The 22,681-nt window shown below is 64.6% G+C and carries 20 protein-coding genes and 2 pseudogenes; 8 read left to right on the plus strand and 14 right to left on the minus strand.

Annotation, left to right across the window (positions count from 1 at the left end):
* The gene (locus LKE06_RS24070) at nt 1-2,376 is read right to left on the minus strand and encodes a beta-glucosidase (RefSeq protein ID WP_228001640.1); all 2,376 of its coding nucleotides are present in this window, start codon (nt 2,374-2,376) and stop codon (nt 1-3) included.
* Nucleotides 2,373-3,215 (minus strand): alpha/beta fold hydrolase, encoded by an 843-nt coding sequence (locus LKE06_RS24075; protein WP_228001641.1) that lies wholly within the window; start codon nt 3,213-3,215, stop codon nt 2,373-2,375. The genes LKE06_RS24070 and LKE06_RS24075 overlap by 4 nt, the downstream gene beginning before the upstream one ends.
* 147 nt (nt 3,216-3,362) lie before the next feature.
* On the opposite strand from LKE06_RS24075, the gene LKE06_RS24080 reads away from it, so the two are divergent.
* Together LKE06_RS24080 and LKE06_RS33315 are read left to right on the plus strand one after the other, a co-directional pair.
* The gene (locus LKE06_RS24080; RefSeq protein ID WP_228001642.1) at nt 3,363-3,980 is read left to right on the plus strand and encodes a TetR/AcrR family transcriptional regulator; all 618 of its coding nucleotides are present in this window, start codon (nt 3,363-3,365) and stop codon (nt 3,978-3,980) included.
* A gap of 139 nt (nt 3,981-4,119) precedes the next feature.
* A complete protein-coding gene (locus LKE06_RS33315) occupies nt 4,120-4,230 on the plus strand; it encodes a transposase (protein ID WP_228001643.1) in 111 nt (36 codons plus the stop codon).
* Nucleotides 4,231-4,453: 223 nt separating this feature from the next.
* Here LKE06_RS33315 and LKE06_RS24090 read toward each other — a convergent pair whose 3' ends face one another.
* Entirely contained in the window at nt 4,454-5,023 is a 570-nt protein-coding gene (locus LKE06_RS24090) for a TetR/AcrR family transcriptional regulator (RefSeq protein WP_228001644.1), read from the minus strand.
* A gap of 70 nt (nt 5,024-5,093) precedes the next feature.
* On the opposite strand from LKE06_RS24090, the gene LKE06_RS24095 reads away from it, so the two are divergent.
* Nucleotides 5,094-5,987 (plus strand): NADP-dependent oxidoreductase, encoded by an 894-nt coding sequence (locus tag LKE06_RS24095; RefSeq protein WP_228001645.1) that lies wholly within the window; start codon nt 5,094-5,096, stop codon nt 5,985-5,987.
* Nucleotides 5,988-6,191: 204 nt separating this feature from the next.
* On the opposite strand, the gene LKE06_RS24100 is transcribed toward LKE06_RS24095, so the two are convergent.
* The 4 genes and pseudogenes from LKE06_RS24100 to LKE06_RS24115 all read right to left on the minus strand — a co-directional run bounded on the left by LKE06_RS24100 (nt 6,192) and on the right by LKE06_RS24115 (nt 8,267).
* Entirely contained in the window at nt 6,192-6,773 is a 582-nt protein-coding gene (locus LKE06_RS24100; protein WP_228001646.1) for a carboxymuconolactone decarboxylase family protein, read from the minus strand.
* Entirely contained in the window at nt 6,773-7,144 is a 372-nt protein-coding gene (locus LKE06_RS24105; protein WP_228001647.1) for a hypothetical protein, read from the minus strand. The genes LKE06_RS24100 and LKE06_RS24105 overlap by 1 nt, the downstream gene beginning before the upstream one ends.
* Before the next feature lie 234 nt (nt 7,145-7,378).
* Nucleotides 7,379-7,597: pseudogene (locus tag LKE06_RS24110) on the minus strand (rhodanese-like domain-containing protein); the annotation flags it as partial.
* Nucleotides 7,598-7,619: 22 nt separating this feature from the next.
* Nucleotides 7,620-8,267, minus strand: coding sequence for a TetR/AcrR family transcriptional regulator (locus LKE06_RS24115; RefSeq protein ID WP_228001648.1), 648 nt, complete (start codon nt 8,265-8,267; stop codon nt 7,620-7,622).
* Between the two features lie 157 nt (nt 8,268-8,424).
* Here LKE06_RS24115 and abc-f point away from each other — a divergent pair, with 157 nt between their 5' ends.
* The 3 genes from abc-f to LKE06_RS24130 all read left to right on the plus strand — a co-directional run bounded on the left by abc-f (nt 8,425) and on the right by LKE06_RS24130 (nt 11,105).
* Nucleotides 8,425-10,032, plus strand: coding sequence for a ribosomal protection-like ABC-F family protein (abc-f, locus tag LKE06_RS24120; protein ID WP_228001649.1), 1,608 nt, complete (start codon nt 8,425-8,427; stop codon nt 10,030-10,032).
* 37 nt (nt 10,033-10,069) lie between these two features.
* A complete protein-coding gene (locus LKE06_RS24125) occupies nt 10,070-10,729 on the plus strand; it encodes a CatB-related O-acetyltransferase (protein WP_372477421.1) in 660 nt (219 codons plus the stop codon).
* Between the two features lie 139 nt (nt 10,730-10,868).
* Nucleotides 10,869-11,105, plus strand: a complete 237-nt coding sequence (locus LKE06_RS24130) for a hypothetical protein (RefSeq protein ID WP_228001650.1) — start codon at nt 10,869-10,871, stop codon at nt 11,103-11,105.
* A gap of 28 nt (nt 11,106-11,133) precedes the next feature.
* Here LKE06_RS24130 and LKE06_RS24135 read toward each other — a convergent pair whose 3' ends face one another.
* The 7 genes from LKE06_RS24135 to LKE06_RS24165 all read right to left on the minus strand — a co-directional run bounded on the left by LKE06_RS24135 (nt 11,134) and on the right by LKE06_RS24165 (nt 19,667).
* Nucleotides 11,134-12,456, minus strand: coding sequence for an MFS transporter (locus LKE06_RS24135; protein WP_228001651.1), 1,323 nt, complete (start codon nt 12,454-12,456; stop codon nt 11,134-11,136).
* A 171-nt stretch (nt 12,457-12,627) separates the two neighbouring features.
* Complete coding sequence (locus LKE06_RS24140) at nt 12,628-13,479, minus strand: GAF domain-containing protein (RefSeq protein WP_228001652.1); 852 nt, start codon at nt 13,477-13,479, stop codon at nt 12,628-12,630.
* 101 nt (nt 13,480-13,580) lie between these two features.
* A complete protein-coding gene (locus LKE06_RS24145; RefSeq protein WP_228001653.1) occupies nt 13,581-15,104 on the minus strand; it encodes an FAD-dependent monooxygenase in 1,524 nt (507 codons plus the stop codon).
* Nucleotides 15,105-15,233: 129 nt separating this feature from the next.
* A complete protein-coding gene (locus tag LKE06_RS24150) occupies nt 15,234-16,448 on the minus strand; it encodes a cytochrome P450 (RefSeq protein ID WP_228001654.1) in 1,215 nt (404 codons plus the stop codon).
* A complete protein-coding gene (locus tag LKE06_RS24155) occupies nt 16,445-18,004 on the minus strand; it encodes an MFS transporter (protein ID WP_228001655.1) in 1,560 nt (519 codons plus the stop codon). The genes LKE06_RS24150 and LKE06_RS24155 overlap by 4 nt, the downstream gene beginning before the upstream one ends.
* 3 nt (nt 18,005-18,007) lie before the next feature.
* A complete protein-coding gene (locus tag LKE06_RS24160) occupies nt 18,008-18,673 on the minus strand; it encodes an HAD family hydrolase (RefSeq protein WP_228001656.1) in 666 nt (221 codons plus the stop codon).
* Nucleotides 18,674-18,773: 100 nt separating this feature from the next.
* Nucleotides 18,774-19,667 carry an AfsA-related hotdog domain-containing protein gene (locus tag LKE06_RS24165; RefSeq protein ID WP_228001657.1) on the minus strand — a complete coding sequence of 298 codons (894 nt, stop codon included), beginning with the start codon at nt 19,665-19,667 and terminating at the stop codon, nt 18,774-18,776.
* A 475-nt stretch (nt 19,668-20,142) separates the two neighbouring features.
* Between LKE06_RS24165 and LKE06_RS24175 the strand changes: the two are divergent.
* Nucleotides 20,143-20,813: pseudogene (locus tag LKE06_RS24175) on the plus strand (DUF6461 domain-containing protein).
* A gap of 365 nt (nt 20,814-21,178) precedes the next feature.
* On the plus strand, nt 21,179-22,315 hold the full coding sequence (locus tag LKE06_RS24180) for a cytochrome P450 (RefSeq protein ID WP_308188430.1): 1,137 nt from the start codon (nt 21,179-21,181) through the stop codon (nt 22,313-22,315).
* Nucleotides 22,316-22,681 lie beyond the last annotated feature (366 nt).

Below are 22,681 nucleotides of genomic sequence, written 5' to 3' on the forward strand. Positions count from 1 at the left end.
TCAGACGATTTCAGCGGTCAGCGGTAGTGCGGTCACCGACGTTCCGAGGTGCAGGGTGAACGCGCCGGGTTCGGTGGTCCAGCCCTGCTCGGTCCAGTGCTCGAACGACCGTTGCGGCAATTCGATTGCGGTGGTGACGGATTCGCCTGCTTCTGCTTCGACGACTGCGAATCCGGAAAGCCAGCGCACCGGGCGGTCGACGGCACTGTCCTGACGAGACAGATACGCCTGTACCACCTGACGGCCCGCCCGGTCGCCGATATTGCGGACGGTAACGATCGCGGTGTGACCCGACACCTTTAGGTCCTCTAGTGACCAGTCGGTGTAACCGAGGCCGTGTCCGAACGGGTACGCCGGTGCGACACCGGCTTTCAGCCATGCACGATAGCCGATGTGGATGCCCTCGCTGTATGGCAGAGTGTTGTCCGGATTTGGCTTGGTGTCGAGCACCGGCACATCGGCCATGGTTTTGGGCCAGGTGGTGGGCAGGCGACCGCCGGGTTCGGCGGTACCTGTCAGCACGTCGGCCAGCGCCGAACCGAATTCCTGGCCGGGAAACCAGGCCAGCAGCACGGCCGCGACGTCGTCGCGCCACGGCATCTCCACGGGGGAACCGGAATTCACCACCACGATGGTGCGCGGATTGACCGCGGCAACGGCGGCGACCAGTTCGTCCTGACGGCCTGGAAGACGCAGATCGGTGCGGTCGAAGCCCTCGGACTCGATCTGCTCGGTGGTGCCGACCACAATCACCGCGACCTCGCAGTTGCGCGCCAATTCGACTGCGGCAGCGAACTCTTCGTCGGCGGCCCGGCGCGGACGACCGATCGCGAAGGTGATGCCCACCGCGGGGAGGCCGCTGGCCGGAATGATCTGGATCAGCACATCCAGCTCATCGCCTGCGGCGAACGCGCGAGTGATGAAGCGCTGCGGCGGATTCATCAGCATGTCGAGGGGATCGTCGCCTTCGGGCAGCACGGTCTCATCGATTACGGTCTCGCCGTTGACTTCCAGACGTAGCGCGCCGACCGCAGCGAGACCGATCCGCCATTCGCCAGCGACATCGATGTGCAACCGGCCCCGCAGTTCAATAGCTTTGGCCCGCATGGAATTCGAGCTGCCGAACAGCAGAATGTTGCCTGCCGTGCGGTGCTCGGTGTCGAATACGCCATCGTCGTCCAGGTATCGCATCGACAGCCCTGGCGTGCCGGTCTCTGGATCGGTGACCAGCTCCAACGGCACTGGAATCAGGTTCTCGCTCAGGTGAACACCTGGGGTGTACACCACGGGCAGCACCTCCGACAGGCCCTGGACCGGCGATGTGGTGTGGACCGGAATGACGGTCACACTGCCACCACCCATGAAACGCGGTTCGGCGGCGGCACTCCCGAGCAGGGCGACCTGGGCAGGCTTGCGCAAGGGCAGGGTGCCGTCATTGGATACCAGCACCATCGCCTTGGCGGCGGCCTCACGCACTAGACGCTGCGCAGCTTCATCAGTGAAAGATGTTGTCTTCCTGGGTATTCCATTCAGCGCGCCGACGCGAACAGCGAATCGCAGTATGCGGCGGACCTTTTCGTCAATCGCCGAATCCGGCACCTCGCCCTTGCGTACCGCTTCTTCCAGGGGCGCGCCCCAGAGCTCCCACGGTCCGGGCATGGCGATGTCATTGCTCTTGGCCGCACCGGCGGTGGAACGTACTGCGGTCCAATCGGATACGACGACACCATCGAATCCCCACTCCCCCTTCAGCGGCTCGTCGAGGAGATCGTTCTCGGTCATAGTGACGCCATTCACCGAGTTGTAGGCGGACATGATCATCCACGCACCGGCCTGCACCGAACGCTCAAACGGGTACAGGTACAGCTCACGCAGCGCGCGATCGGCGGCGACAATATCCACGCTGAAGCGTTCGGTTTCGGAATCATTGGCGACAAAATGCTTCGGGCACGCACTCACGCCGTGTGCCTGGACCGCGCGCACATAGCTGTCGGCCATCTCGGCGGTCAGCATGGGGTCCTCGGAGAAGCATTCGAAATGCCGTCCGCCGACTGGGGATCTGTGCAGGTTAATGGTCGGGCCGAGCACCGCGTACACATCCTTGCGGCGCGCCTCGGCGGCGATGAGCGCGCCGATCTCGGTCAGCAGTTCCCGATCCCAGGTGGCGGCTAGAGCCGTACCCGATGGCAGGCTGACCGAGGAATCACGCTCGTCCCACAGTTCGCCACGCACCCCGGACGGGCCATCGGAGACTGGCATCTCCTCCAGCCCGATGCTCGCCGCACCCGCGAACCGGAAGAAGTTCGAGCCCGAAATCAGCTTGACCTTTGCCGGTAAGTCGAGTTTGGCGAGCAGTTCGTCGACCACGTCGTTCATGCCAGCTGACTCCAGAAGTTCACCAGGTCCGCGCTTACCTTTTCGGGGACCTCTTCGTTCGGCACATGTCCCGAACCTGGGTACACCGCAGTCCTAGCCTGCAATTCTTCAGCAAGCTTCTGGTGGGTCGCCGGGGCCCACAAATCATTAGTGTCGCCGTAAGCGACGAGCATCGGCACACCAGCGGCACGCAGCAGGGCAGGATCCTGCGCCGGCGCCTGCGCCATGACGTTCAAAATGCCCATCATGTTCGCCTTCTTGGTTTGCAGGATCCGGTTGCGCATGAACTCCGCCCGCTCCGGCGCGAGCACGTGTCCGGCGCTGGTCATCACCGCGCTCATCTGCTGCCAAATCACTTCTTGCCCACCAGCTTCCACCAGCTGGCCCACCAGCTGCGACGCCGGCGAATTGACGTCATCGACCGAGGAAGGGCCGGAGGCGATCAGGGCGACACTGCGGAACCGATCGGGCCTTGCGATCAACGCGGCACGAGCGACGAAGCCACCGAACGAGTGGCCGACGAGATGAACGGGCGCATCCGGGGACAGCTGATCGATGACATCCAGCAGGTCACCACTGAAGTCGGCCATGGAATAGCCGGAAACCTCCTCCGGCCCCTCAGACTCCCATTGGCCGCGCTGGTCGTAAGCGACCGCCCGGTACCCGGCTGACGCCAGCGGCAACAACATTCCCTCGAAGTCTTCCTTGGACCCGGTGAACCCGGGCACCAGCACCGCGGTGCCGAGGACCGCCGCACCGGCAGCGGGCGCCACCTCCCATGCGGCGAGTTTTCCAGCCGCGCCACGCAGCGTGTTCGATGTAATCGAAGTCCGACTCATCAGCGTCCCTTTCTCGTACAACTGTGTACTGACGACTCGAGTGTGTCAGTACACAGCCAGAATACCGAGTACCCACTCGGTAACGTTGCAGATCCGTTATCATTTGCTATTTTGCCAGCTCAGGGCACTTGACTACAGTCCTTGCCCATGACCCCGCACCCCCAGCGACAGAGACGGGGCGACATCCGCCGCGAACAGATCATCGACCAAGCCCTGAAATCCTTCGCCGACAATGGATATCGCAACTCCTCGATCGCCGGGATAGCCGAACGCTGCGGCCTGTCCCAAACCGGGCTCCTGCACTATTTCCCCAACAAAGCGGCACTGCTGTCCGCAGTCCTGGAGTACCGAGACCAACTCGACTACAACCGCCTCCAATTCGACCAACCCCCACGCGGCAAACAAGCCCTCCGCCGCTTAGCCCAACTGGTCGACCACAACATGCACGTCCCCGGCCTGATTCGCCTGTTCACCGTCGTCACCAGCGAAGCGGTTACCACCGACCACCCCGCACATGAATGGGTCGTAAACCGATATCGCACCCTGGAAGACTTCCTCGCCAAGGCACTATCCGACGGCATCGAAGACGGCGACTTCCGCCCCGACATCGACACCAAAGGTCTGGCCCGCCAAATCTTCGCCATGATGGACGGCCTGCAACTCCAATGGCTCCTCGACCCTGACCGCCTCGACATGGCCGCCCTGTTCCACGACTACATCGACGAACTCATCACCTTACTCGAAACCACCTCTCCCCCAACATAATTAGATGACTTATGCACCCGACGTCGGCCTCGATGCACATGGCGGAGAACACGCGGTGGGAGTTGCTCGAGCTGTTGCTGCCGAAATCCGAAGGGCGTGTGGGCCGTAATTTCGCCAACAGTCGGGTGGTGATGGAGGGATGTTGTACCGGTTGCGGACCCGAACGCCGTGGCGGGACCTGCCGGAGGTGTTCGGGCCGTGGCAGTCGGTATGGAAGCGGCATCGGCGCTACGCCGCCGATGGCACCTGAGATCGGGTGTTGACTGCACTGCTGGAGTTGGCCGATACCACCGGCAATCTGGAGGGTCGTGCACCGGCATCGGCCCGCGGCGGCTTCAATAGGTTCGGGCTGGATCGGGCTGGATCGCGCAGGCCGCTCGTGCCCCTGGGACGAAGCCAGCCGGACGTTCTCGACATCAGAGGCGTACGAATTCTCTACACCGTATTGCCATTTGATCGATCAATATTAGCTGCTAGGTGACCTTCCACGCCGCCGCGACCATCCGGAAGATCTCGTCCACCGCGGCGTCCGGATCGGCCGCCTCACGGGCCAGTGAGAAGGCGTCGATCACGAACCTCGCGATCGCCCGGCAGGCCGTTGTGGTCTGCGCCAGGTCGGGATCGGCAGCGATGGCTGTTGCCAGCGACTCGGCATGGCGCAGCCTCATCGACTCCTCGTATTGCCGCAGGGCAGGTGATTGGTCGATCATGCGCCAGATCGGGGCAGCGCCCTCCGCCGCGCAATGTCGTACCAGGGCCTGGATCTCGTGGCGCAGTGCGGGGATGAGCGGCTCGTGCGACGCCCGGTCGGTGACCGCCCGTGTGAGGCGTTGCTCGAAGTCTTCGTCCTGCTCGAACACCAGGGCCTCTTTCGAGGCGAAATGAGAGAAGAGCGTGGTGACGGCCACGTCGGCCTCGGCGGCCACGTCGCGGATGCCCACCGCGTCGTACCCGCGTTCCAGGAAGAGCCGCAGGGCGGTGTCGGCGATCTTCTGGCGGGTCGCGGCCTTCTTGCGCTCACGACGTCCGGGCGGCACAGTCATGCCATAACACTAACAGATGCAAATATATAATGGTTTCAAAACACTAACCGTTAGTGTTACGGTTCGTCGCATGAAGAGAGTGAGCTTCGCCGAGTTCGGCGGTCCGGATGTTCTGCAACTCGTCGACGCCGAGGAGCCCCACGCGGGCCCCGGTCAGGTGCGCATCGCCGTGCGAGCAGCGGGCGTGAACCCCCACGACTGGAGGGTCCGTGAAGGCCAGTTCCAGAAGGCTCATCCGATCGAGTTGCCCGCCGGAGTCGGGCTCGACGCCTCCGGGGTGGTGGACGAGGTCGGCGCGGGCGTCGAAGGGGTCGAGATTGGCGACCACGTGTTCGGCGAAGGCTCGAGCACCTACGCCGAGTTCGCTGTGCTGTCGGCCTGGGCCCGGATGCCCGAGGGTCTGACATTCGAAGAGGCGGCCGGGTACCCCTCCGTGGTGGAAACCGCGCTGCGCATCATCGGCCAGGTCGGTGTGCGGTCCGGGCAGACGCTGCTGGTCAGCGGTGCGTCCGGGGGAGTCGGATCTGCGGTGCTGCAGATTGCCCGCGACCGCGGCATCACGGTGATCGGCACCGCTGGGGCCGCGAACCAGGATTATCTACGTGGCCTGGGTGCCATCGCTACGACGTACGACGCGGGCTGGGTCGAACGGGTGCGGCAGCTCGGCCAGGTCGACGCAGCTCTCGATCTGGCCGGCTCGGGCGTGATCGGCAAGCTCGTCGAACTGACCGGAGATCCGCAGAAGGTGATCTCCATCGCCGATCTCGGTGCGCCGGAGCTCGGTGTCCGATTCTCCGGGGTGGCCGGAAGCGTGTCGGAAGCGCTCGCCGAGGCCGCCGACCTTATCTCGCGGGGAAAGCTCCACATCCCGGTCGAGAAGTCGTACGCGCTCACCGAGGCCGCGGCGGCACACATCGACAGCCATGCCGGTCACACGCGCGGACGCCGGGTCATGGTCGTCTGAGCCGTGTCCCAAGGTCTTATGGGCGAGAACTCGTGCGAGACAAGGAGTCTCGGCTACAGCCCAATATCGCAGGTTCGAATATTGCGCATCCGCCACTCAAACGCGAGGACCGGCCCCGGCGCGTTCCGCCTACCACGGCACGCCGCTGAGTAGGAGGCGACGACCGCAGTCGGCCTCAGTAGCTGACGTGAGGCTGCCCCAGTGCTAGCGGTAGCCCCGTTTAAGCAGGTACTTGGCTCCTGCCTCGAACCCGGCGGGGCTGAGCACTTCGTAGTCGAAGGCGTCAGCGAGCCGGTTGGTGGTGTCGAATGCGGCGCAGACCGCTAGCGCGTCCTCGATCTGTTGGGGTGTGACGCCCGTGGACAGCACGGTGCGCATGTCCTCGACGCTGACGGTTCCTTGCCGGAGCAGCGTGCCGAGCATCCGCAGCGTTGCCCGCAGGCCGTCGTCGATGGGGGCCGATTCCAGGTCGGCAAGCACCGCTCGAACCTTCGCGTCGTCCTGGTATGCCTGCGCCGAGGTCGCGGTGTGTGCGCCGACGCAGAACGCGCAGGCGTTGACCTTCGATACGAAGGCCGCCATCAGCTCACGGTCGGCCACCGACCAGGCGGAGGGCCCGCGCATGGCCTCGTGAGTGAACTTCTTCGCCGGGGCGCCGTAGAAGTCGGGCCGGTAGAAGACCAGTTTGGCGGCGTCGGGTAACGACTGCCTGGAAAACATCCGGATGAGGGCGAACAGCGCTTTGGTTCCGGGGCGATAGCCATGGTTGAGGATGTCCAGTCGCACTATCGGGCCTTCTCACTGCCGGTTGCTTCGGCCAAGGCCGTCAATCCCGCCTCGTAAAGCCGGGTGGACTGGCCGACCGCAGCGGAGATCACCAGCTCGAACAGCTGGTCCTCGCTGAAGCCCGCCGCCTTGGCGGCGGCGAAGTCGGTGTCGGTGACCTGCGTCGGCCTCGTGGCGACCGTGTCGATCAGCGCGTCCAGGGGTGCGGGAACATCGGCGTTGCGGAAGGCGCGAGCACGCAGATCCGCAGGCGCCCTGCCGTTTCCGTTGAGGAGGCGATCCACCACCGCGCGGTGCGCTGCACGCTTGTTGTCCTCGTGCGCAATGGCGCCTTGCGCGCCGTCGCCGACTTGGCCATCTGCCGCCGTCATGTACACAACCATAAGCGCGGCGTGCGCCGCGTCGGGGCGGTCTGCTGAAGTCGCGCCGACCGGAAATCGTGGTGGTGTTGACGCACACGGTGTTGCGCAAGTCGCTGACTGGCGGAATCGGGCTGTGCGAGCAATGAACTGGCGGCGAACGCGATGCGCGACCGGGCCCGCTAGCATCCCATCGGCACCGACCTCGATACGAGCCTGGTCACCAAGAATGGTTCGGTATACCGACTATGCGGGCTTTTCGACCGGCAGCCCGGCCAGTGCCCATTCGAGCATTCCTTCGTCGAGTCGTTTAACGGTTCGGCCTGCGGTTTTGGCGATGCGGACAGCGTCGGTTGCCATGACGCAGTAGGTCCCGCGGCAGTAGGCGACGCTGTTGTGATCGGCGGGGAGTTCGGCGAGCCGCTCAGCGAGTTCGGCGATGGGGATGTTGATGGCACCGGGATGTCGGTACGGGTTCGCGGCTCGGTCAGGTCGTGCCTGTTGCGCGCGGGTTGGTGAATGCGCCGGCGGATGCGGCGAGTGCGGTGCTGATAGCGGCGTCGTGAGGAAGGTGCAGGTCGGGTGGGGTGCGCAGCAGTACCAACTGGTGGTAGAGCGGTGCGGTAGCGGCGATAAGCAGGGCGCGGGCGTCGGTGGTCGGCGGGATTTCTCCGCGCCGGACCGCTCGCTCGATGATGATCTCGCATTGCGTATACCGGTCCTCCCACAATCGTCGTAGGGCGCGGGCAGCCTGTTCGGAACGGAACGAGACCGCGATCAGCGCCACCGCGATCGACGCCTCCTCGGTCAGGGAGTCTTGGATCTCCTGGTTGAGTGCCGCCAAGTCGCCGCGCAGGGAACCGGTGTCGCGGGGGTGCCATTCCATATCGCTCGCCGCGGCGAATACGTCGGTGATCAGGCCGCCGACATCGTGCCAGCGGCGGTAGACCGTGGTCCGGTGCACCCCCGCGCGGGCGGCGACCGTGTCCACGGTGAGCGCGTCGTAGCCGTTCTCGGTCAGCTCCGCGTGGACTGCTTCGAGAACCTGGGCGCGTATGCGGGCGGTTCGGCCGCCCGGCCGTGGCCGGGCGGCGGTGGTCGGCAGGAGGCTGTCTGGTGGCGGTGCGGAATTCATCGTCGGTTGTCCGATTGCTTGACGGGGTATGACTGTGGAGTTACCTTAGTACAACAGTTGTCGCACTAGTGAGGTTTGCTGATGCTCTTTCGAAGTGTTCACCCGGCCCTGCGGTCCTCGATGGCCGCGCCGTTCTCGAATGCTTCGGAGTGTGCATATGCCTACGCAGATCACCGCGCTCGCGGTCAGCAAGTCCTTCCACGGTCGGCGTGTTCTCGATGAGGTGACGTGTGCGCTCGCCGCTGGAGAGCGCACCGGGATCATCGGTGAGAACGGATCCGGCAAGTCCACCCTGTTGCGTCTGTTCGCCGGGCGGGAGCGGCCCGACCAGGGCGAGATCGTTGTCCATGCCGATGGTGGCGTCGGCTACCTAGCCCAGGACGAGCAGTTACCGCCACAGCTGACGGTTCAGCAGGTCATCGACCGGGCTCTGAGTGAGCTGCGCGCAATCGAGCGCCGGATGCGCCGCCTGGAGGTCACGATGGCCGCGGGCGACGAGTCCGGGATGGCCGAATACGCCGATCTGACAACGTTATTCGAACTACGCGGCGGATACGAGGCCGATGCCCGGGTGAACCGGGCGCTGCACGGTTTGGGATTGGGTCTGGTGGACCGTGGCCGCGCGGTCGGCGGGCTGTCGGGTGGGGAACAGACCCGGCTACGTCTGGCGGCGGTGCTGGCGGCCGGGTCCGAGGTGCTGCTTCTGGACGAGCCGACCAATCATCTCGACGACGAGGCCCTCACCTGGCTGGAAGATCACCTGCGTACCCGTCGCGGCACGACGGTGGCGGTATCCCACGACCGGGTCTTCCTCGAGCGAGTCGCAACCGTCCTGCTGGAGGTCGACGCCGACCGGCAACGTGTCGTCCGCTACGGCAACGGCTACGCGGGCTTCCGCGCCGAGAAGGCGGCGGCGCGAGCACGGTGGGCCCAGGCCCATGCGCAATGGCAGGCCGAGGCCGACCGGCTCGGTGAGGTCGTCGCCACCACCGCGCGGCGGGTAGCCCCGGGCCGGGCGATGAAGGACAACAACAAAATGGCCTACGACCGGGCGGGCGGACGGGTGCAGCAGTCGCTGGCCAGTCGAGTCCGCAATGCGGAGGAACGGCTCCGCCGCCTGCTCGCGGACCCGGTGCCACCGCCGCCGGAACCGCTGCGCTTCACCCCCACTCTCACGGCAGGCCGAAGGCGCGGCACTGTGTTCGAGGCCACCGACATCACCGTCGCGGGTCGGCTCGACCGGACCAGCGTCACGGTCGCCGTGGGTGAGCGCCTGCTGGTCACCGGTCCGAACGGCGCAGGCAAAACCACCCTGCTGCGAGTCCTGGCCGGTGCGCTCGCGCCGCACAGTGGCACCGTTACCCGCTGCGGCAGGATCGGTTATCTCGCGCAGCAGCCGCGCCCCGCCGAACCCGGGGACACAGTGCTGGCCGCCTTCGCTCGCGGTCGCACGGGACAGCCCGACCAGCACGCCGAACGGCTGTTGTCGCTGGGCTTGTTCGACCGCGACCGGCTTACAACGCGCGTCGAGAACTTGTCCACCGGCCAGCGGCAGCGCCTCGCCTTGGCACGGCTGGTCAGCGAGCCTGTCGATGTGCTGCTGCTCGACGAGCCCACCAATCACCTGTCGCCCGGCCTGGTCGAGGAGCTGGAAACCGCCCTGGCCGATTATCGAGGCGCCCTCGTGATCGTCAGCCACGACCGCAGGCTTCGTGCACGCTGGAACGGTGCCAACCTCGACCTGCGGGCGTCGGCATCGGTCTGAAGCTTGCCGAATATCCACTGTCTGAAGGAGTTTCGCTGTGTCCGATAAGCCCGCCTCGGTTCCCGCAGACCCGGCCGCGCTCCACCCCATGCCCGGTCAGCCACGGGTGGTACTGCTGAAGCCGCTGGTCACCTCCCCTCTGATCGAGGTCGGAGAGTTCTCCTATTACGACGACCCGGACGATCCGGCAGCATTCGAAACCCGCAACGTGCTGTACCACTACGGGCCGGAGAAGCTGATCATCGGGAAGTTCTGTGCACTCGCCACCGGCGTGCGGTTCATCATGAACGGTGCCAACCACCGCATGGACGGCCCCTCGACCTTCCCCTTCCCCATCATGGGCGGCTCGTGGGGCGACCACGTCGACCTGGTCACCGGCCTGCCGAGCCGTGGAGACACCGTCGTCGGCAACGACGTCTGGTTCGGCAACGGCGTGACGGTGATGCCCGGCGTGCGGATCGGCCACGGCGCGATCGTCAGTACCGGCTCCGTGGTCACCGGCGACGTACCCGACTACGGCATCGTCGGCGGCAATCCGGCCCGCCTGATTCGCACCCGCTACAACGACTCCGACATCTCCAGGCTGCTGGCGGTGGCCTGGTGGGATTGGCCCGTCGACCACATCACCGCACACGTGCGAACGATCATGTCAGGCAGCATTGCCGACCTCGAAGCCGCCGCTGAAGAACTGAAATGAGGGAACCACTATGCCTGCTGGTCCTGCCAACATCGCTATGGTCGGCATCCCGATCGTCAGCCATGTCCAGCCCAGCCTCGAGATCATTCGCGAACTGGTGACTCGCGGCCATCGCGTAACCTAGGCCAACGACCCGACCGTGGCCGACCTGATCACCGCCACCGGCGCCGAATTCGTCTCCCGCACTTCGGTATTGCCCGTCGCCGACAACAACTGGCCCGACGAACCCGTCGATGTGATGAATCTCTTCGACGACGCCATCCAGGCACTCGAGCAGTTGTGCGCCGCCTGCGAACACGACCCGGCGGACCTCGAGCTGTACGACATCGGCGCCTACGCCGCGCGTGCCCTCGTGATGTCTGCGATGGTCAGCTGATCCATCACTCCGAGAAGACCGAACTGGTCTACCGCCACGCCTGGCGCACACGCGACCAGGGCGAGCTCTGTCGACCGAGATCGGCTTTGCGGCGATGGTCGGATGCGGGGGGAAGTATCGCAACAGTCGCCGCGGTGACCACGAGAAGCAGCGTGATGTAGACGGCGAAGCCCAGGGAGTTATTGCCGGTGGCATGCTTCAGCAGCGGCGTGGTGCCACCGAAGACCGCGACTGTCACTCCATACGGAAGTCCCTGTCCGACAGCGCGATACCGGGTGGGGACGACGCTTCCGGCCACTGCGGGGAACACCGACAGCATGGCCGCAAGGCCGATATTTCCGGTGATTACCACGAACCAGTAGGTCGCGACCCCCGCACGGTCGAGCCAGTATTGCAGCGGCACCGTCACCGCTGCCATGACCGCCGATCCGCCCAGAAGCACTGTGCGCGCACCGATCCGGTCGCCGAACAGACCGAACAGCGGCAGTCCGATCACGAATACCGCGGTCGCAGCGCACGTGGCGAGCAGTACCGAGCTGTCGCTCAGGTGCAGCACACTGATGGCGTAGTTGCTCGGTACGGCGCTCCAAAGGTAGAAGGCGGCGGTAACCCCTGCGGTCAACCCGACGACCGACAACATCGGCAGTGCAAGCTCACGGCGGGCCCGCCACAGCGACATCGGTGCCGTGGTGCGCGACATGTGCTCGAACTCCGCCGTTTCAGGCAGTCGCATCCGAAACACGAAGAAGACCACCGACGCGATTCCGGCCAGCAGGAACGGAATTCTCCAGTAGCCTCGAGATACCGCCTCAGCGCCGAGCACTGCGACCAATCCGACCGCGATCAGATTGGCGACGAGCTTTCCGAGTCCGGCGAAGGTGTAGACCATGCTTGCGAACAGGCTGCGCCGCAACACCGGAGCCATCTCGTAGAGATAGGTCTGCGCGACAGGCAACTCACCACCCTGCGCGAACCCTAACAGCAGCCGTAGCACCAACAGCAGCGCCGGTGACCAGGCACCGATGATCGCAATGCCCGGCAGCGCGGCCATTCCCAGACTCGCCACACCAGACAACGCAATACACACCAGCATCGCTGCCCGCCGTCCGTTCCGGTCTGCGAGCCGCCCCACCACCAGCCCGCCGATCGGCCGCGCCAAAAACCCGGCGGCGAACACCCCGAACCCGTACACCAGAGAACCTTCGATATCGCCGCCGAAGAATGTGACCGCGAAGTAATTGACCAGCAGCGCATACAGCACCCAGTCGTAGCTCTCCAGCGCCACTCCGGCACAGATCGCCGCAGGCCGATATAGCATCGCGCTCGTCTGCACCGCTGCGGGTTTGGTCATCCCAGATCTGCCGCCGACCGGGGCGAGGTGTGCGAGCGCATCGGGTTCGATTCGACGGCGGCGGTTCGAAACAGTTGCACCATCCGGATCTCACCGTCTGGTGCCTCGTCAAGGAACATTGGCGCAGCCATACCGGTCATCGCGGAGCCCTCACGATCAGATTTCCCGATATCAGAAGATGCTCAGTGCAACGGATTCCGGCAACCCCGGCAGAACAGCAGAGTATTGCGGGACAGGGGCTGCTGCCACGCCGCGGATGACCGCGGGAGGCAGGTGGACCGGCGGTTTCGCCAGCCAGGCGAGGACACGACCTGAAACCCGGTGCACGAGTGCGGGGTACAGTTCGCCCGCTGAACCGACCGCTGACAAGATCCGCGCCGGCAGCGACTCACCGCGTGATTCGACATGGTCAGCCAGTTCGTGTGAAATTCCCTGTATGGCAAGCCCGTCGGTACCACGCACGCAACGGAACGCATAACGCACCCTGGTGATCCGACCGTCAGGCCGAATGATCGGGAGTTCGCCCGTGCCGACCTGCCCCTCCTCGATGCCTTCCACTGCGGCCAGCAGGTCGACAAGTTCGCTCACTCCGGTTGCGGTGGACAGCAATTCGGTGAGCGTCGGATCCCGGTCCTCCGCAAGACCATAGAAACTGGCGACACCTGCTGACGTCACGGGCTCCGGGAACCCGTCGCGCAGCTCCCAGGTCCACCCGATGGCGCGCGGCGGCGGTGGCGGGTTGGTCTCCTTAGCGCCCAGCCACACCATCACCGCATGCACGTGCCGCTGCGGTCCGAGAATCGGGCGGGCGTAGGCGAGCCGGGTTCCTGGCGTCAGATCGACCAGGGTTTGGGAGTCCTTGAGATTGTCCACGACCACCCCGACCAGTTTCTGCACCATGGCCAGCGAGGAGCCTCGATACACGTTTGCGAGCGGTCGCCACTTACGCGCTCGCGAACCCGCCGCGATCACCGTTGGCGTGTCAGACAGAGTGTCGATGACAAGCCACTCCCCCTCACCCAAGTTGCGCTCCCCCTCCCTCATACCGCGCCCATCGACCGCCCACCCTATCGGATCGCAACCGACCGCCGGCAGCTCCGCAGATGCGCGCGTGCCCGCCCCGGTCATGAGAGCTCACGGGTCGCCGCTGGTAGAGGCGCGCCGAACCATCGCACAACTGCCTCGCGAAGCCCAGCGGCCCCGCCCCTCAGACTGCCTGACCAAGCCACGTATCCGTCTGGACGCAGCAGCACCGTGGGCGGTAGGTCCTCGGGTATCCGCTCGACCAGGACCACATCGATCAGCCCGTGATGCAGCTCGGTATCGGCGTGCGCCGCCTCCCGCGCGCTGACCAGCAGCACCGAACGCCCCGCAGTGAGTAGTTCGGCAACCGTAATCGGCCCGTCTGTGGTGTCGAGGGTGAGGTTCCGGAAGAACGAACCCGCATGCTGCCCTGCATCCTCTGTGGCCGGATAGCGCAGGGATTCGCCGTTTATAACATCGGCCACCCGGTCGTGTGCGTCCGGACTGCTCAGCAGGTCGCCGATGAACGCGCGTAGCGAATTGTGTTCGGCCCGTGGGTTCATCAGCATCGACTGCACCCTCGTGTTGTCCACCACCTGAGCGGCCACCGGTTGCCGTTCAGCCATATAGGTGTCCAGCAGGGCGGATTGCGCGCCATACCGCAGCACCGCGACGAGTTTCCAGCCCAGGTTCACCGCGTCCTGCAGCCCGGTGTTGAGGCCCTGGCCGCCGAGCGGAAAGTGGACGTGCGCGGCATCGCCCGCCAGGAACAATCGCCCATCGCGGTAGTTGCGGGCGAGCCTGCTGAAATCATTGAACCGACTGGTGTATTCGAGATCTGCGAGTTCGACATGGCTACCGACGATCCGGTCGACCGCCGCGCCGAATTCCGCCGCCGTGATCGGTTTGCGCCGATCCGCATCCGGGCCGTCGAATTCGAAAGTGATGATACGAGAGGACCCGAAACGGTTGAGGTTCAACAGGGTCCACCCGCGCGGAGTCTGTTGCCAGCCAGGCCGTAGTTGCTCGGGATGGGGCAGCCGAGCCATGCCGAGCATGGCGCGCATGGTCGGCGGGTACTCGACAGTCTCGAACCGACCGTGCGTGCGCACGATGCTGCGCGCGCCGTCGCACCCGACCACGTAGTTTGCTCGCAGCGACCGTTCGACGCCGTCCTCGTCGGTGACCGTCAATACGACGCCGTCTGTCATGCTGTGCAGTTCACGCACGGTGTGTCCCCGGCGGATAGTGACGCCGAGCGTCGCGGCCCGCTCGCTAAGTGCCCGTTCCAGATCGGCCTGGGCGAGGCCGATCATCACCGGGCCCTCCACCGCCGCAGTGCGCAGTCCCAGCCAGGGATATCCGGCGAATTGGAACGGCTCTCGGGAGATCTTGGTGTGATCGGTTTCCCCGAGCGGGAAGCGCAAGATTCCGCGCCGCGCCAGCGTCTGGATTGCCCTGGCGTGGTAGGTGCCCGCCTTCGGTTGTCTGCTGACCTCCAGCTTGGATTCGATCACCACGACGTCGACGCCATGCAATCGCAGCTCACCCGCCAGCAGCATTCCGACAGGACCGCCACCAACCACCGCGACCTCACAATGCTGGTCCACCTGTTGCGCCGCCATCTTTCACGCCCTTCTCCTCATCGAAACCGCTGCTCCCGCCGATCCATTGCCTTCTGGGCATGGCCTACCGATCTTTCGGGGAGTCCCGCACCAGCGCGCCCGCTTCAATCGGCACTCCGGCCATAGCCGTCACAGCGTCACCGCCAACTCGGACGGACGCCGCAGCCCGATGCCGAAGTCCCAAGGAACCTCCTCTGGCTGCGCCGCCAACGCCAGACTCGGATACCGCGACACCACTGTGCGCAACACGGTGATCAACGCCATCTGCGCCAGTGCCGAGCCCATGCAACGGTGCATGCCGTATCCGTACTGCAGATGTTTGTTCGGCGGCCGGTCCAGATCGATAGCCAGCGGGTCGGCGAACACCGCAGGGTCACGGTTGGCTGCGTTGATATGCGGGTAGACGATGCGGCCTGCGGGCAGTTCACCGAACGAAGTCGACAGCGGATTCACCAGTTGCCGCGGAAAACTGCCCGGTGTGCCCAGTGGCATGAGGCGCAAGATTTCCTCGACCAGCTTGGGTACTTCTCTCTCCGGGGCGGCGGTCACCCGCCGGTACAGCTGCGGGTGCGCGAGCGCGGCATAGGTGGTCTTGCTGAGCATAGTGGCGACATTGTTGTCCCCGCCGAGAATAACCCCCATCAGCGTGCCCGCCAGCAGACCGGCATCGACGTCGGTGGCGTACTCCCGTTCGGCTCGACGGCGTTTGTAGATCGAAATGAGGCCGGTGTCGTTATGCTCGGCTTCTCCGGCAATCAGCGCCTCCACCCAACCCCACAGCTGCCCCCACGCCTCGCCGATGCCGTCGATATCGTCACGGTCGGCACGCTGCACGATCCGTCCGAGGCCGTTCATCCAGCGGGCCCGTTCCAGCGGCACGCCGAGCAGAGTGCACACGGTTTGCGCGGGCACCAGGGTGAACACATCCCGGACCAGATCCGGAGCGTCGGCATGCTCGAATTCAGCGCACGCGGCAAGGGTTAGACCTTGGACGATCGGCACCCATTCAGCCATCGCGCGAGCACTGAACTCGTGCGAGACGAACCGGCGCATAACACCATGCACTGGAGCGTCGAGATTGATCAGCACCTCGGGCGCCCAGTTTGTCGGCATGAACGACGGTCCGCCGTCGACATTGCACAGAGCGCGGCTCGCGGTGTCGTCGAACATCAAGGCCCGCACGTCCGCGTAGCCGGACAGGCAGATCGCGGTGTGCCCGCTGGGCAATTCGATGCGCGGTATGTTGTCGGGCTCGGTCGGCAGTCTGCGCACGAACGGATCGGGGGTGTCCAAATGCGGAATATCGGTGACCGCGACTCTGGTCGCGGGGAGGGATAGGGTCATGACAGTTTCTCCCTAAGAGGGTCGAGTATCGCGGTATCGGTCCGCTTGGGGCGCAGTAATATTCCGACGAGCAGTACGAAGACCGCGCTAGTCGCCGCAAGCGCCCACAACGCTGGGTGAATCGCGTTGTTGTAGGCCTGATGCAGCAGTGCTGGGTCGACGACAGCGTCGACGCGGGCCAGGTCGCCGGAGGCAGTGGCGGCCGTGGCATCGTCCACTACCTCGGCGGGCAGGCTCGACGGCAACAATTTGTGCACTTGACTGCCCACCAGTGTGGTCATCACCGAGGCGTATACCGCGACCACGACCGCCTCGCTCCCAAGACGGACGGTAGACACCAATCCGGATACCATGCCCGACTTGGCCGGCGGGACCGAGCCGATGGCCGCGCCGTCGACGAGGCCGACACCGAGACCGAATCCGGCGCCCAACAGAATTGGTGGTCCGACCAGCGTGACGATCGAGCGGTCGGTTCCGATTACGGTCAGCCAGACGGTACCGAGCACATACAGTGCGACGCTGACCGTCAAGATCACCCGCGGCGACACACCACGATGCGACAACCTGCCCGCAATGATGGGGGCGAATATCACCGGCACCGTCATGATCAACATGACGAAACCGACTGTCGCGGTGGATAATTGCCATACTGACGCGAGGAAAGTCGGCAGATAGGTGAGCAGCGTGACAAATCCGACGGCACCGGCCACCGGCACCAGGAGTAAACCGATCAGGATCGGATCGGCCAGCAAACTCAGATCAAGCAGCGGGTTCACTGAACGGCGTTGTACGACAACGAACAAAGCCAGTAGGCCCAGTCCAGCCGCCTCGACGAGCAACGTTCCGGGCGCGGTCCAACCCCATTCGCTCGCCTGGACGATGCCCGCGATGACCAGTGCCAGACCAGAGGCGAACAGCAGCGCACCTCGGTAGTCGATCGGCGGCCGGTGCGCCGCGAGCACATCCACCACACCGCAGCGCAGCGCAAGCCCTGCCGCGATGATGATCAGCACCGCGTTCACCACGAACATGCCCGGCCAGCCGACTAACGCTATGGCCGCGGCCGAAAGGGAAGGGCCGAAGCCAAGTCCCACGCCGGCCACCGTGCCGAACAGCGCGAAGGCCTTGGTCCGGGCCGCACCGTCGAACTGGGTACCCAGTAGCGCACCGCCGCAGGCGAAGATGGTGGCCGCACCGACCCCGGCCAGAGCACGCGCCAGATCCAGCACCAAGATCACCGGCGCCACCGCACTGAGAATCGACGCGGCGCCGAACAATCCGGTGCCGAGCAGAAAACCGCGCCGCAACCCCAGGTGGTCTGCCAGCGAGCCGGCAACGAGGCTGAAAGCAGCGAAGGTGAGGTTGAAGCCGTTGACTACCCACTGCAGTGCGCTCGGCGCGGTGCCGAGGTCGGCGGCGATATCGGGCAGCGCTACACCGGTGCCCGAGACACCGGTCGGCACCACTAGCACCGCGACAAGCACCGCAGCCAGCAGCAGTCCCGGCCGTGCCAAACTATCCGTGGATGATGTTCCAGCGGAATGTGTTTCGGTCATCTCTCACGCTCCTCTGATCGTGGGCGCGACGACGATCCGGCCCAACAGCTCCTCCAGTTCCGTCACCGCCTGGGCGGTATCGACGAACCGGACTGTCTGCCAGCCCGCGGCGACGGCGGCGGCGCAGTTCTCGGCGAGATCGTCGACCAGATAACACTCGTGCGAAGGCAGTCCGGTCATTTGCCTTGCGAGTTCGAAGATGCGCGGATCGGGTTTGCGGGCACCGACCCGACAGGAATCGACAATGTGGTCGACGACGTCGTCGAGGCCGACCATTGCCCTCCAGTACGGCTCCCACTCCACAACGTTGTTGGTCAGGATGCCGACCTGATACCCACGCGCCTTCAAATCCGAAACCAATTGGGACATATGAGAATTCACCCGGTGACCGGCGAACCACTGACGACCAAAAGCGCTCTCGGAACGGCTGAGATCGATCGACGGATCGCGGGCGAGCAATGCGGCATGCATCCGATCGACCCACTCGGCCTCGGTGATCATCGCGAGCTCAACCGGTGCCAGCATCGGCACCCCGAGGTCATCGGCGACCTGCTGCATCGCCCACTTCAGTTCGAGGGGCGCGATTCCGGTCTTGCGCTCATAATCCTCGAAAAGCTCTTCGATCGGCGGGGAGAGTACCCCGCCAAAATCGAGGAACACCGCAGTCACTGGACCTCCCCTGCCGTGTCGTGGTATCGGCCCACCCGGCCGAGCGCAACCTCACCTGCGGTGATCACCGCATCACCTTGCCGCACGTCGATCGCGAAACTCACCCCCGATCCCCGGGGACGCCCAACGGTGTGGCCGTGGCGTAGGTTGCCAATTCCGGTTCCCCAAACTGCTGGAAGTCGGCGCTGATCATCACCGTGGACAACCGGCCTGGCGACAGCCCGAACAACTCGTAGGCGGACAGCAGTCCGGTCTGACGCATCGCCTCGAAGATCACCGCGCCAGGGATGTGGTCGAGTGGATGGTCGAACAGGCTCGGATGGCGTTGATCGACCACAATTTCCGTAGTCAACGCCGTCGACTGCGTGTGCACTGAACCGACAACGACGTTCTCCCGATCACCTCTGGCCACGAATTCCGGTGCGGCCCTATGTGCAAGCGCGTGCGGCGGATCGGCAGACAGGTCGAGTGCGGCACGACCGCGGGTGCGGATCTTGTCCCAGGCGCCACCTGGCATCCACTGAATCGCCATCCTCATGGTCGCGACAGTGCGGTCATCAAGCTGGATATCGATGGCAAGGGTGATGCCGACGACCCGGTCCCCCCGCTGCTTCTCCGCAGTGATGGCGGCATCGAGGATGCCGTAGCCCGGGTAATCACGCACCACAAGACCGGCCGGTTCCGTGATGCACAGCGTGGCTGTGTTGAACACGAATTTCTCGTCCATCTCGGCACCGACGTAGCGATGTGCAATGAGAATCGAAGCCTGCCTACAGCATTCGAGCAACAGCAGCGGATCATAGCTGGCCGCCCCAGTGGCCACGTGGTCGCTGTAATAACTGTGCTGGCGCGGCAATTGAATCCCGAGCCGGAAGCGCGGATAACGCTCGCAGAGGATGTCCGTGAGATACACCTCGCTGATCGCTGATCGATGGACGTGTTCACGAGGTACGACAGTGGAAAACGACAACTCAGGTGCTTGAACACGGGTCACGTGTGTCCCCCTCAGAGACAGACAAGTCGGAGTGCCGCAACAGAACCCGGCGGCAGTGCCTGGTCACAGCGGCGTGCAGTCACATACGAAATGCGCATGCTCACAAGAACCAATCAGCGGCTTCGGGCTTGGAAGGCGGGAAGGGCCGTCCAGCGACTCGCAATTGGTGATATCGAGTCTAACAGGGCCGTGTCAGATCTCATCTCGAGATCTTGTGACCCCCGTCTCAGGACACGGATCGTCGGCCACCGTCGCTACGGCCTGACTGCGGATCGTGCCGCCTATCCGAAGTTCGAAAGATCTTGCTCTGTCCCGGTGTTTCAGGCGAAGATGTCGCATCACCCCAAACTGTCACTCTAGGGGGGCTGCTGACACGGTCACTGCATGCGGACACCCCCAACTGGGTGTCTCATATCGCTGCGTCACCTGCGTGACCATGAAATTGGTGGTGGAGAGGTCGGAGGGTTCTGACAGCATGGACCCCACGAGTGCCTCCGCAGCCGATTACGCGTGGTTCCGTGGCTACCAGCGTGGCGCGTTGCGCGAGGTGTACTGCCTGACGTTGGTCCGGGACATGACACCGGCCGAGTTCCTGGTCCGACTGCGCGCCGAACCCGCAGGCGACATTCAGGGATTCGACACCTTCCACCAGCGGTATTTGGATTGGGCGTCGGGCGAGCACGACCCCGGGTCATGCTCATGGGTGCGATGTCCGTTCGCTGCTGCGACGGCCCGTGGACATTGGCTGTGGAGATCAATGGATTCGCAGGCACTCTCGGTAAGCTCATGGCTCCGGCCTCCGCTGGAACGCGGATCGTTTCCCATTTCACCAATATGAAAGGCCACCGCCTTTCCTCCTGGTGGGAAGACGGCGAGCTGCGGACTCGGTTCGAATGGCCTCACAACCGATCCGGTAGCACCCCCGACGCATTGGTTGATGCAATGGCACGCGCCGGATTCGACTTGGATGACGACGAGCAAGCAGGCCCCGGCATCCCCGAAAACCTCGCGCTCGCTGAGCAACTCACCGGCGTCCGGGTCACGGCCGAGCTCCTCGACAATGCCACCCACGGCGCCGGAATCGTCCAGCTACCCCCGTCGACCACTCGGCCGATTGCCATCTTCGCCCCATCGTTCGGGGCGTAGATCGAAGACGGTCTCTCACGCCCAAGGGTTCGTTTCCCATGTGTCGAAATCATGTGTGCCGCATGCTGTCCGACCGTGGCCGACGAGTTGTTGAAACGCCTTGTCCCGGACAATCTGTGGGCACTGGTCGAGCCACTGCTGCCGAAATTCCGAACAGCGAATTGCTGAGCTGTCACACCCGTAAGTCTCCGGACTCGCCGGGGGATTCACTCTCACGACACACCGCTTGCCGATATACGTCGCACCTTTGCCGGAAAACGGTAGGGACCAAACGGAATCGACGGTTAACGTTGTGAGCACCCCAGAGGCCGAGGTGGCAAAACACAAGCCGCCGCCCGCCGGTTTATGGTCAGATTGGAGTTCGCATGGACAACGACACCGACCCCATCGTCCTCGATCCCGAAGGTTCGGACATTCAAGGTGAGATCGCCCGCATCCGGGAGCGAGGACCGGTCACCAAGGTCGTGCTCCCGGGCGGAGTGCCGGCATGGTCGGTGACCGACGCGGCCATATTCAAGGAGATCCTCTCCGGCTCCGCGGTTTCCAAAGACCCGCGCCAACACTGGCCGGCGTTCCGGAATGGGGAGATCGGCGATGACTTTCCTCTCCTCAACTGGGTGAATACGCGCTCGATGTTCACCGCCTACGGATCCGAACACCGTCGGCTCCGCAACTTCGTGGCGCCAGCGTTCACCAATAGGCGCACCGTGGCGCTGAAGCCCCGCATCCAGGCGATCACCGATGATCTGGTGACGGGTCTGGATGCCGCGCCGGAGAACCACCCTGTGGACATCCGCGAGAATTTCGCCTATCCGCTGCCTCTACGTGTGATCAACGAGCTGATGGGAGTGCCCGAGCACCTGATCGGGCCACTGCGGAAATGCGTGGACGGCATCTTCGACATCGCCGCGAGCGAAGCGGCAGCCGCGGCCAACTATGAGGAGATGATCGGGCTCCTGCAGCACCTCGTCGCGTATCGTCGGGAGAATCCCGGTGAGGACATGACCAGCACGCTCATCTCCCACGCCGACGATCCCGAAAAGGATTTCACCGAAGAGGAACTCGTCGGGTCGCTCTATCTGACGATCAACGCCGGGCACGAGACGACAGTGGACCTGATCGACCAGACGATCTATCTGCTACTTACCAACCCCGACCACCGGGCCGCCGCGCTCGACGGCAGTCTGAGCTGGGAAGATGTGATCGAGGAGGCGTTGCGTTTCGAGCCGTCGATCGCGCATGTCCCGCTGCGCTATGCGGTAAAGGATTTCGTCCTCGACGACGTGGCGATCACCGAAGGGGATCTGATACTCACCTGCCCCGCCGGCGCCAACCGGGACCCCAAGATCCACGGCGACAGCGCGGACAAGTTCGACCCCACACGGACGAACAAAGACCACATGGCCTTCGGGTACGGCCCCACCGCTGCCCGGGCGCGCCCCTGGCACGGCTGGAGGCACAGGTGGCCCTTCCCGCAATCTTCCAGCGGTTCCCGCACATGAAACTCGCCGTTTCCCCCGACGAACTCGGCACGGTACCCGGTCTCATCGCAAACGGGCACGACCACCTGCCGGTACTCCTGAAATAAGCAGCGGTGGTGCGGGTCGTGTTCGTGGCGCGGTGGTACAGCCCTTCGGCGACGGGCAGGTGCGCGGCAATGTCGTGTACGGGTAGAGCGTCGGGCGCGACGACCGATGCGTAGTCCGGGCTGGGGGTCAGGGCCGCTGTAATCGGGCAAGCACAGGCGCATCGGCTCATCGGGGTGCTGCGACGTTTCGTGGGTAGACAACTGTGGGCGGACAAAGGCTACGACTTCGATGTGTACCGCCGCTGGCTGCACAGCCGCGGGATCGCGCCCGCATCGCGCG

Origin of the sequence: Nocardia australiensis (assembly GCF_020733705.1) — a bacterium.
Lineage (GTDB): Bacteria > Actinomycetota > Actinomycetes > Mycobacteriales > Mycobacteriaceae > Nocardia > Nocardia australiensis.

Excerpts from the sequence above, each read along its gene's own strand:
- abc-f (WP_228001649.1), top strand. The coding sequence starts at position 8,425 with ATGCCTACGCAGATCACCGCGCTCGCGGTCAGCAAGTCCTTCCACGGT.
- LKE06_RS24155 (WP_228001655.1), bottom strand. The coding sequence starts at position 18,004 with ATGACCGAAACACATTCCGCTGGAACATCATCCACGGATAGTTTGGCA.
- LKE06_RS24095 (WP_228001645.1), top strand. The coding sequence starts at position 5,094 with ATGAAGAGAGTGAGCTTCGCCGAGTTCGGCGGTCCGGATGTTCTGCAA.
- LKE06_RS24080 (WP_228001642.1), top strand. The coding sequence starts at position 3,363 with ATGACCCCGCACCCCCAGCGACAGAGACGGGGCGACATCCGCCGCGAA.
- LKE06_RS24090 (WP_228001644.1), bottom strand. The coding sequence starts at position 5,023 with ATGACTGTGCCGCCCGGACGTCGTGAGCGCAAGAAGGCCGCGACCCGC.
- LKE06_RS24145 (WP_228001653.1), bottom strand. The coding sequence starts at position 15,104 with ATGGCGGCGCAACAGGTGGACCAGCATTGTGAGGTCGCGGTGGTTGGT.
- LKE06_RS33315 (WP_228001643.1), top strand. The coding sequence starts at position 4,120 with ATGTTGTACCGGTTGCGGACCCGAACGCCGTGGCGGGACCTGCCGGAG.
- LKE06_RS24070 (WP_228001640.1), bottom strand. The coding sequence starts at position 2,376 with ATGAACGACGTGGTCGACGAACTGCTCGCCAAACTCGACTTACCGGCA.
- LKE06_RS24075 (WP_228001641.1), bottom strand. The coding sequence starts at position 3,215 with ATGAGTCGGACTTCGATTACATCGAACACGCTGCGTGGCGCGGCTGGA.
- LKE06_RS24150 (WP_228001654.1), bottom strand. The coding sequence starts at position 16,448 with ATGACCCTATCCCTCCCCGCGACCAGAGTCGCGGTCACCGATATTCCG.
- LKE06_RS24105 (WP_228001647.1), bottom strand. The coding sequence starts at position 7,144 with ATGACGGCGGCAGATGGCCAAGTCGGCGACGGCGCGCAAGGCGCCATT.
- LKE06_RS24115 (WP_228001648.1), bottom strand. The coding sequence starts at position 8,267 with ATGAATTCCGCACCGCCACCAGACAGCCTCCTGCCGACCACCGCCGCC.
- LKE06_RS24180 (WP_308188430.1), top strand. The coding sequence starts at position 21,179 with ATGGACAACGACACCGACCCCATCGTCCTCGATCCCGAAGGTTCGGAC.
- LKE06_RS24135 (WP_228001651.1), bottom strand. The coding sequence starts at position 12,456 with ATGACCAAACCCGCAGCGGTGCAGACGAGCGCGATGCTATATCGGCCT.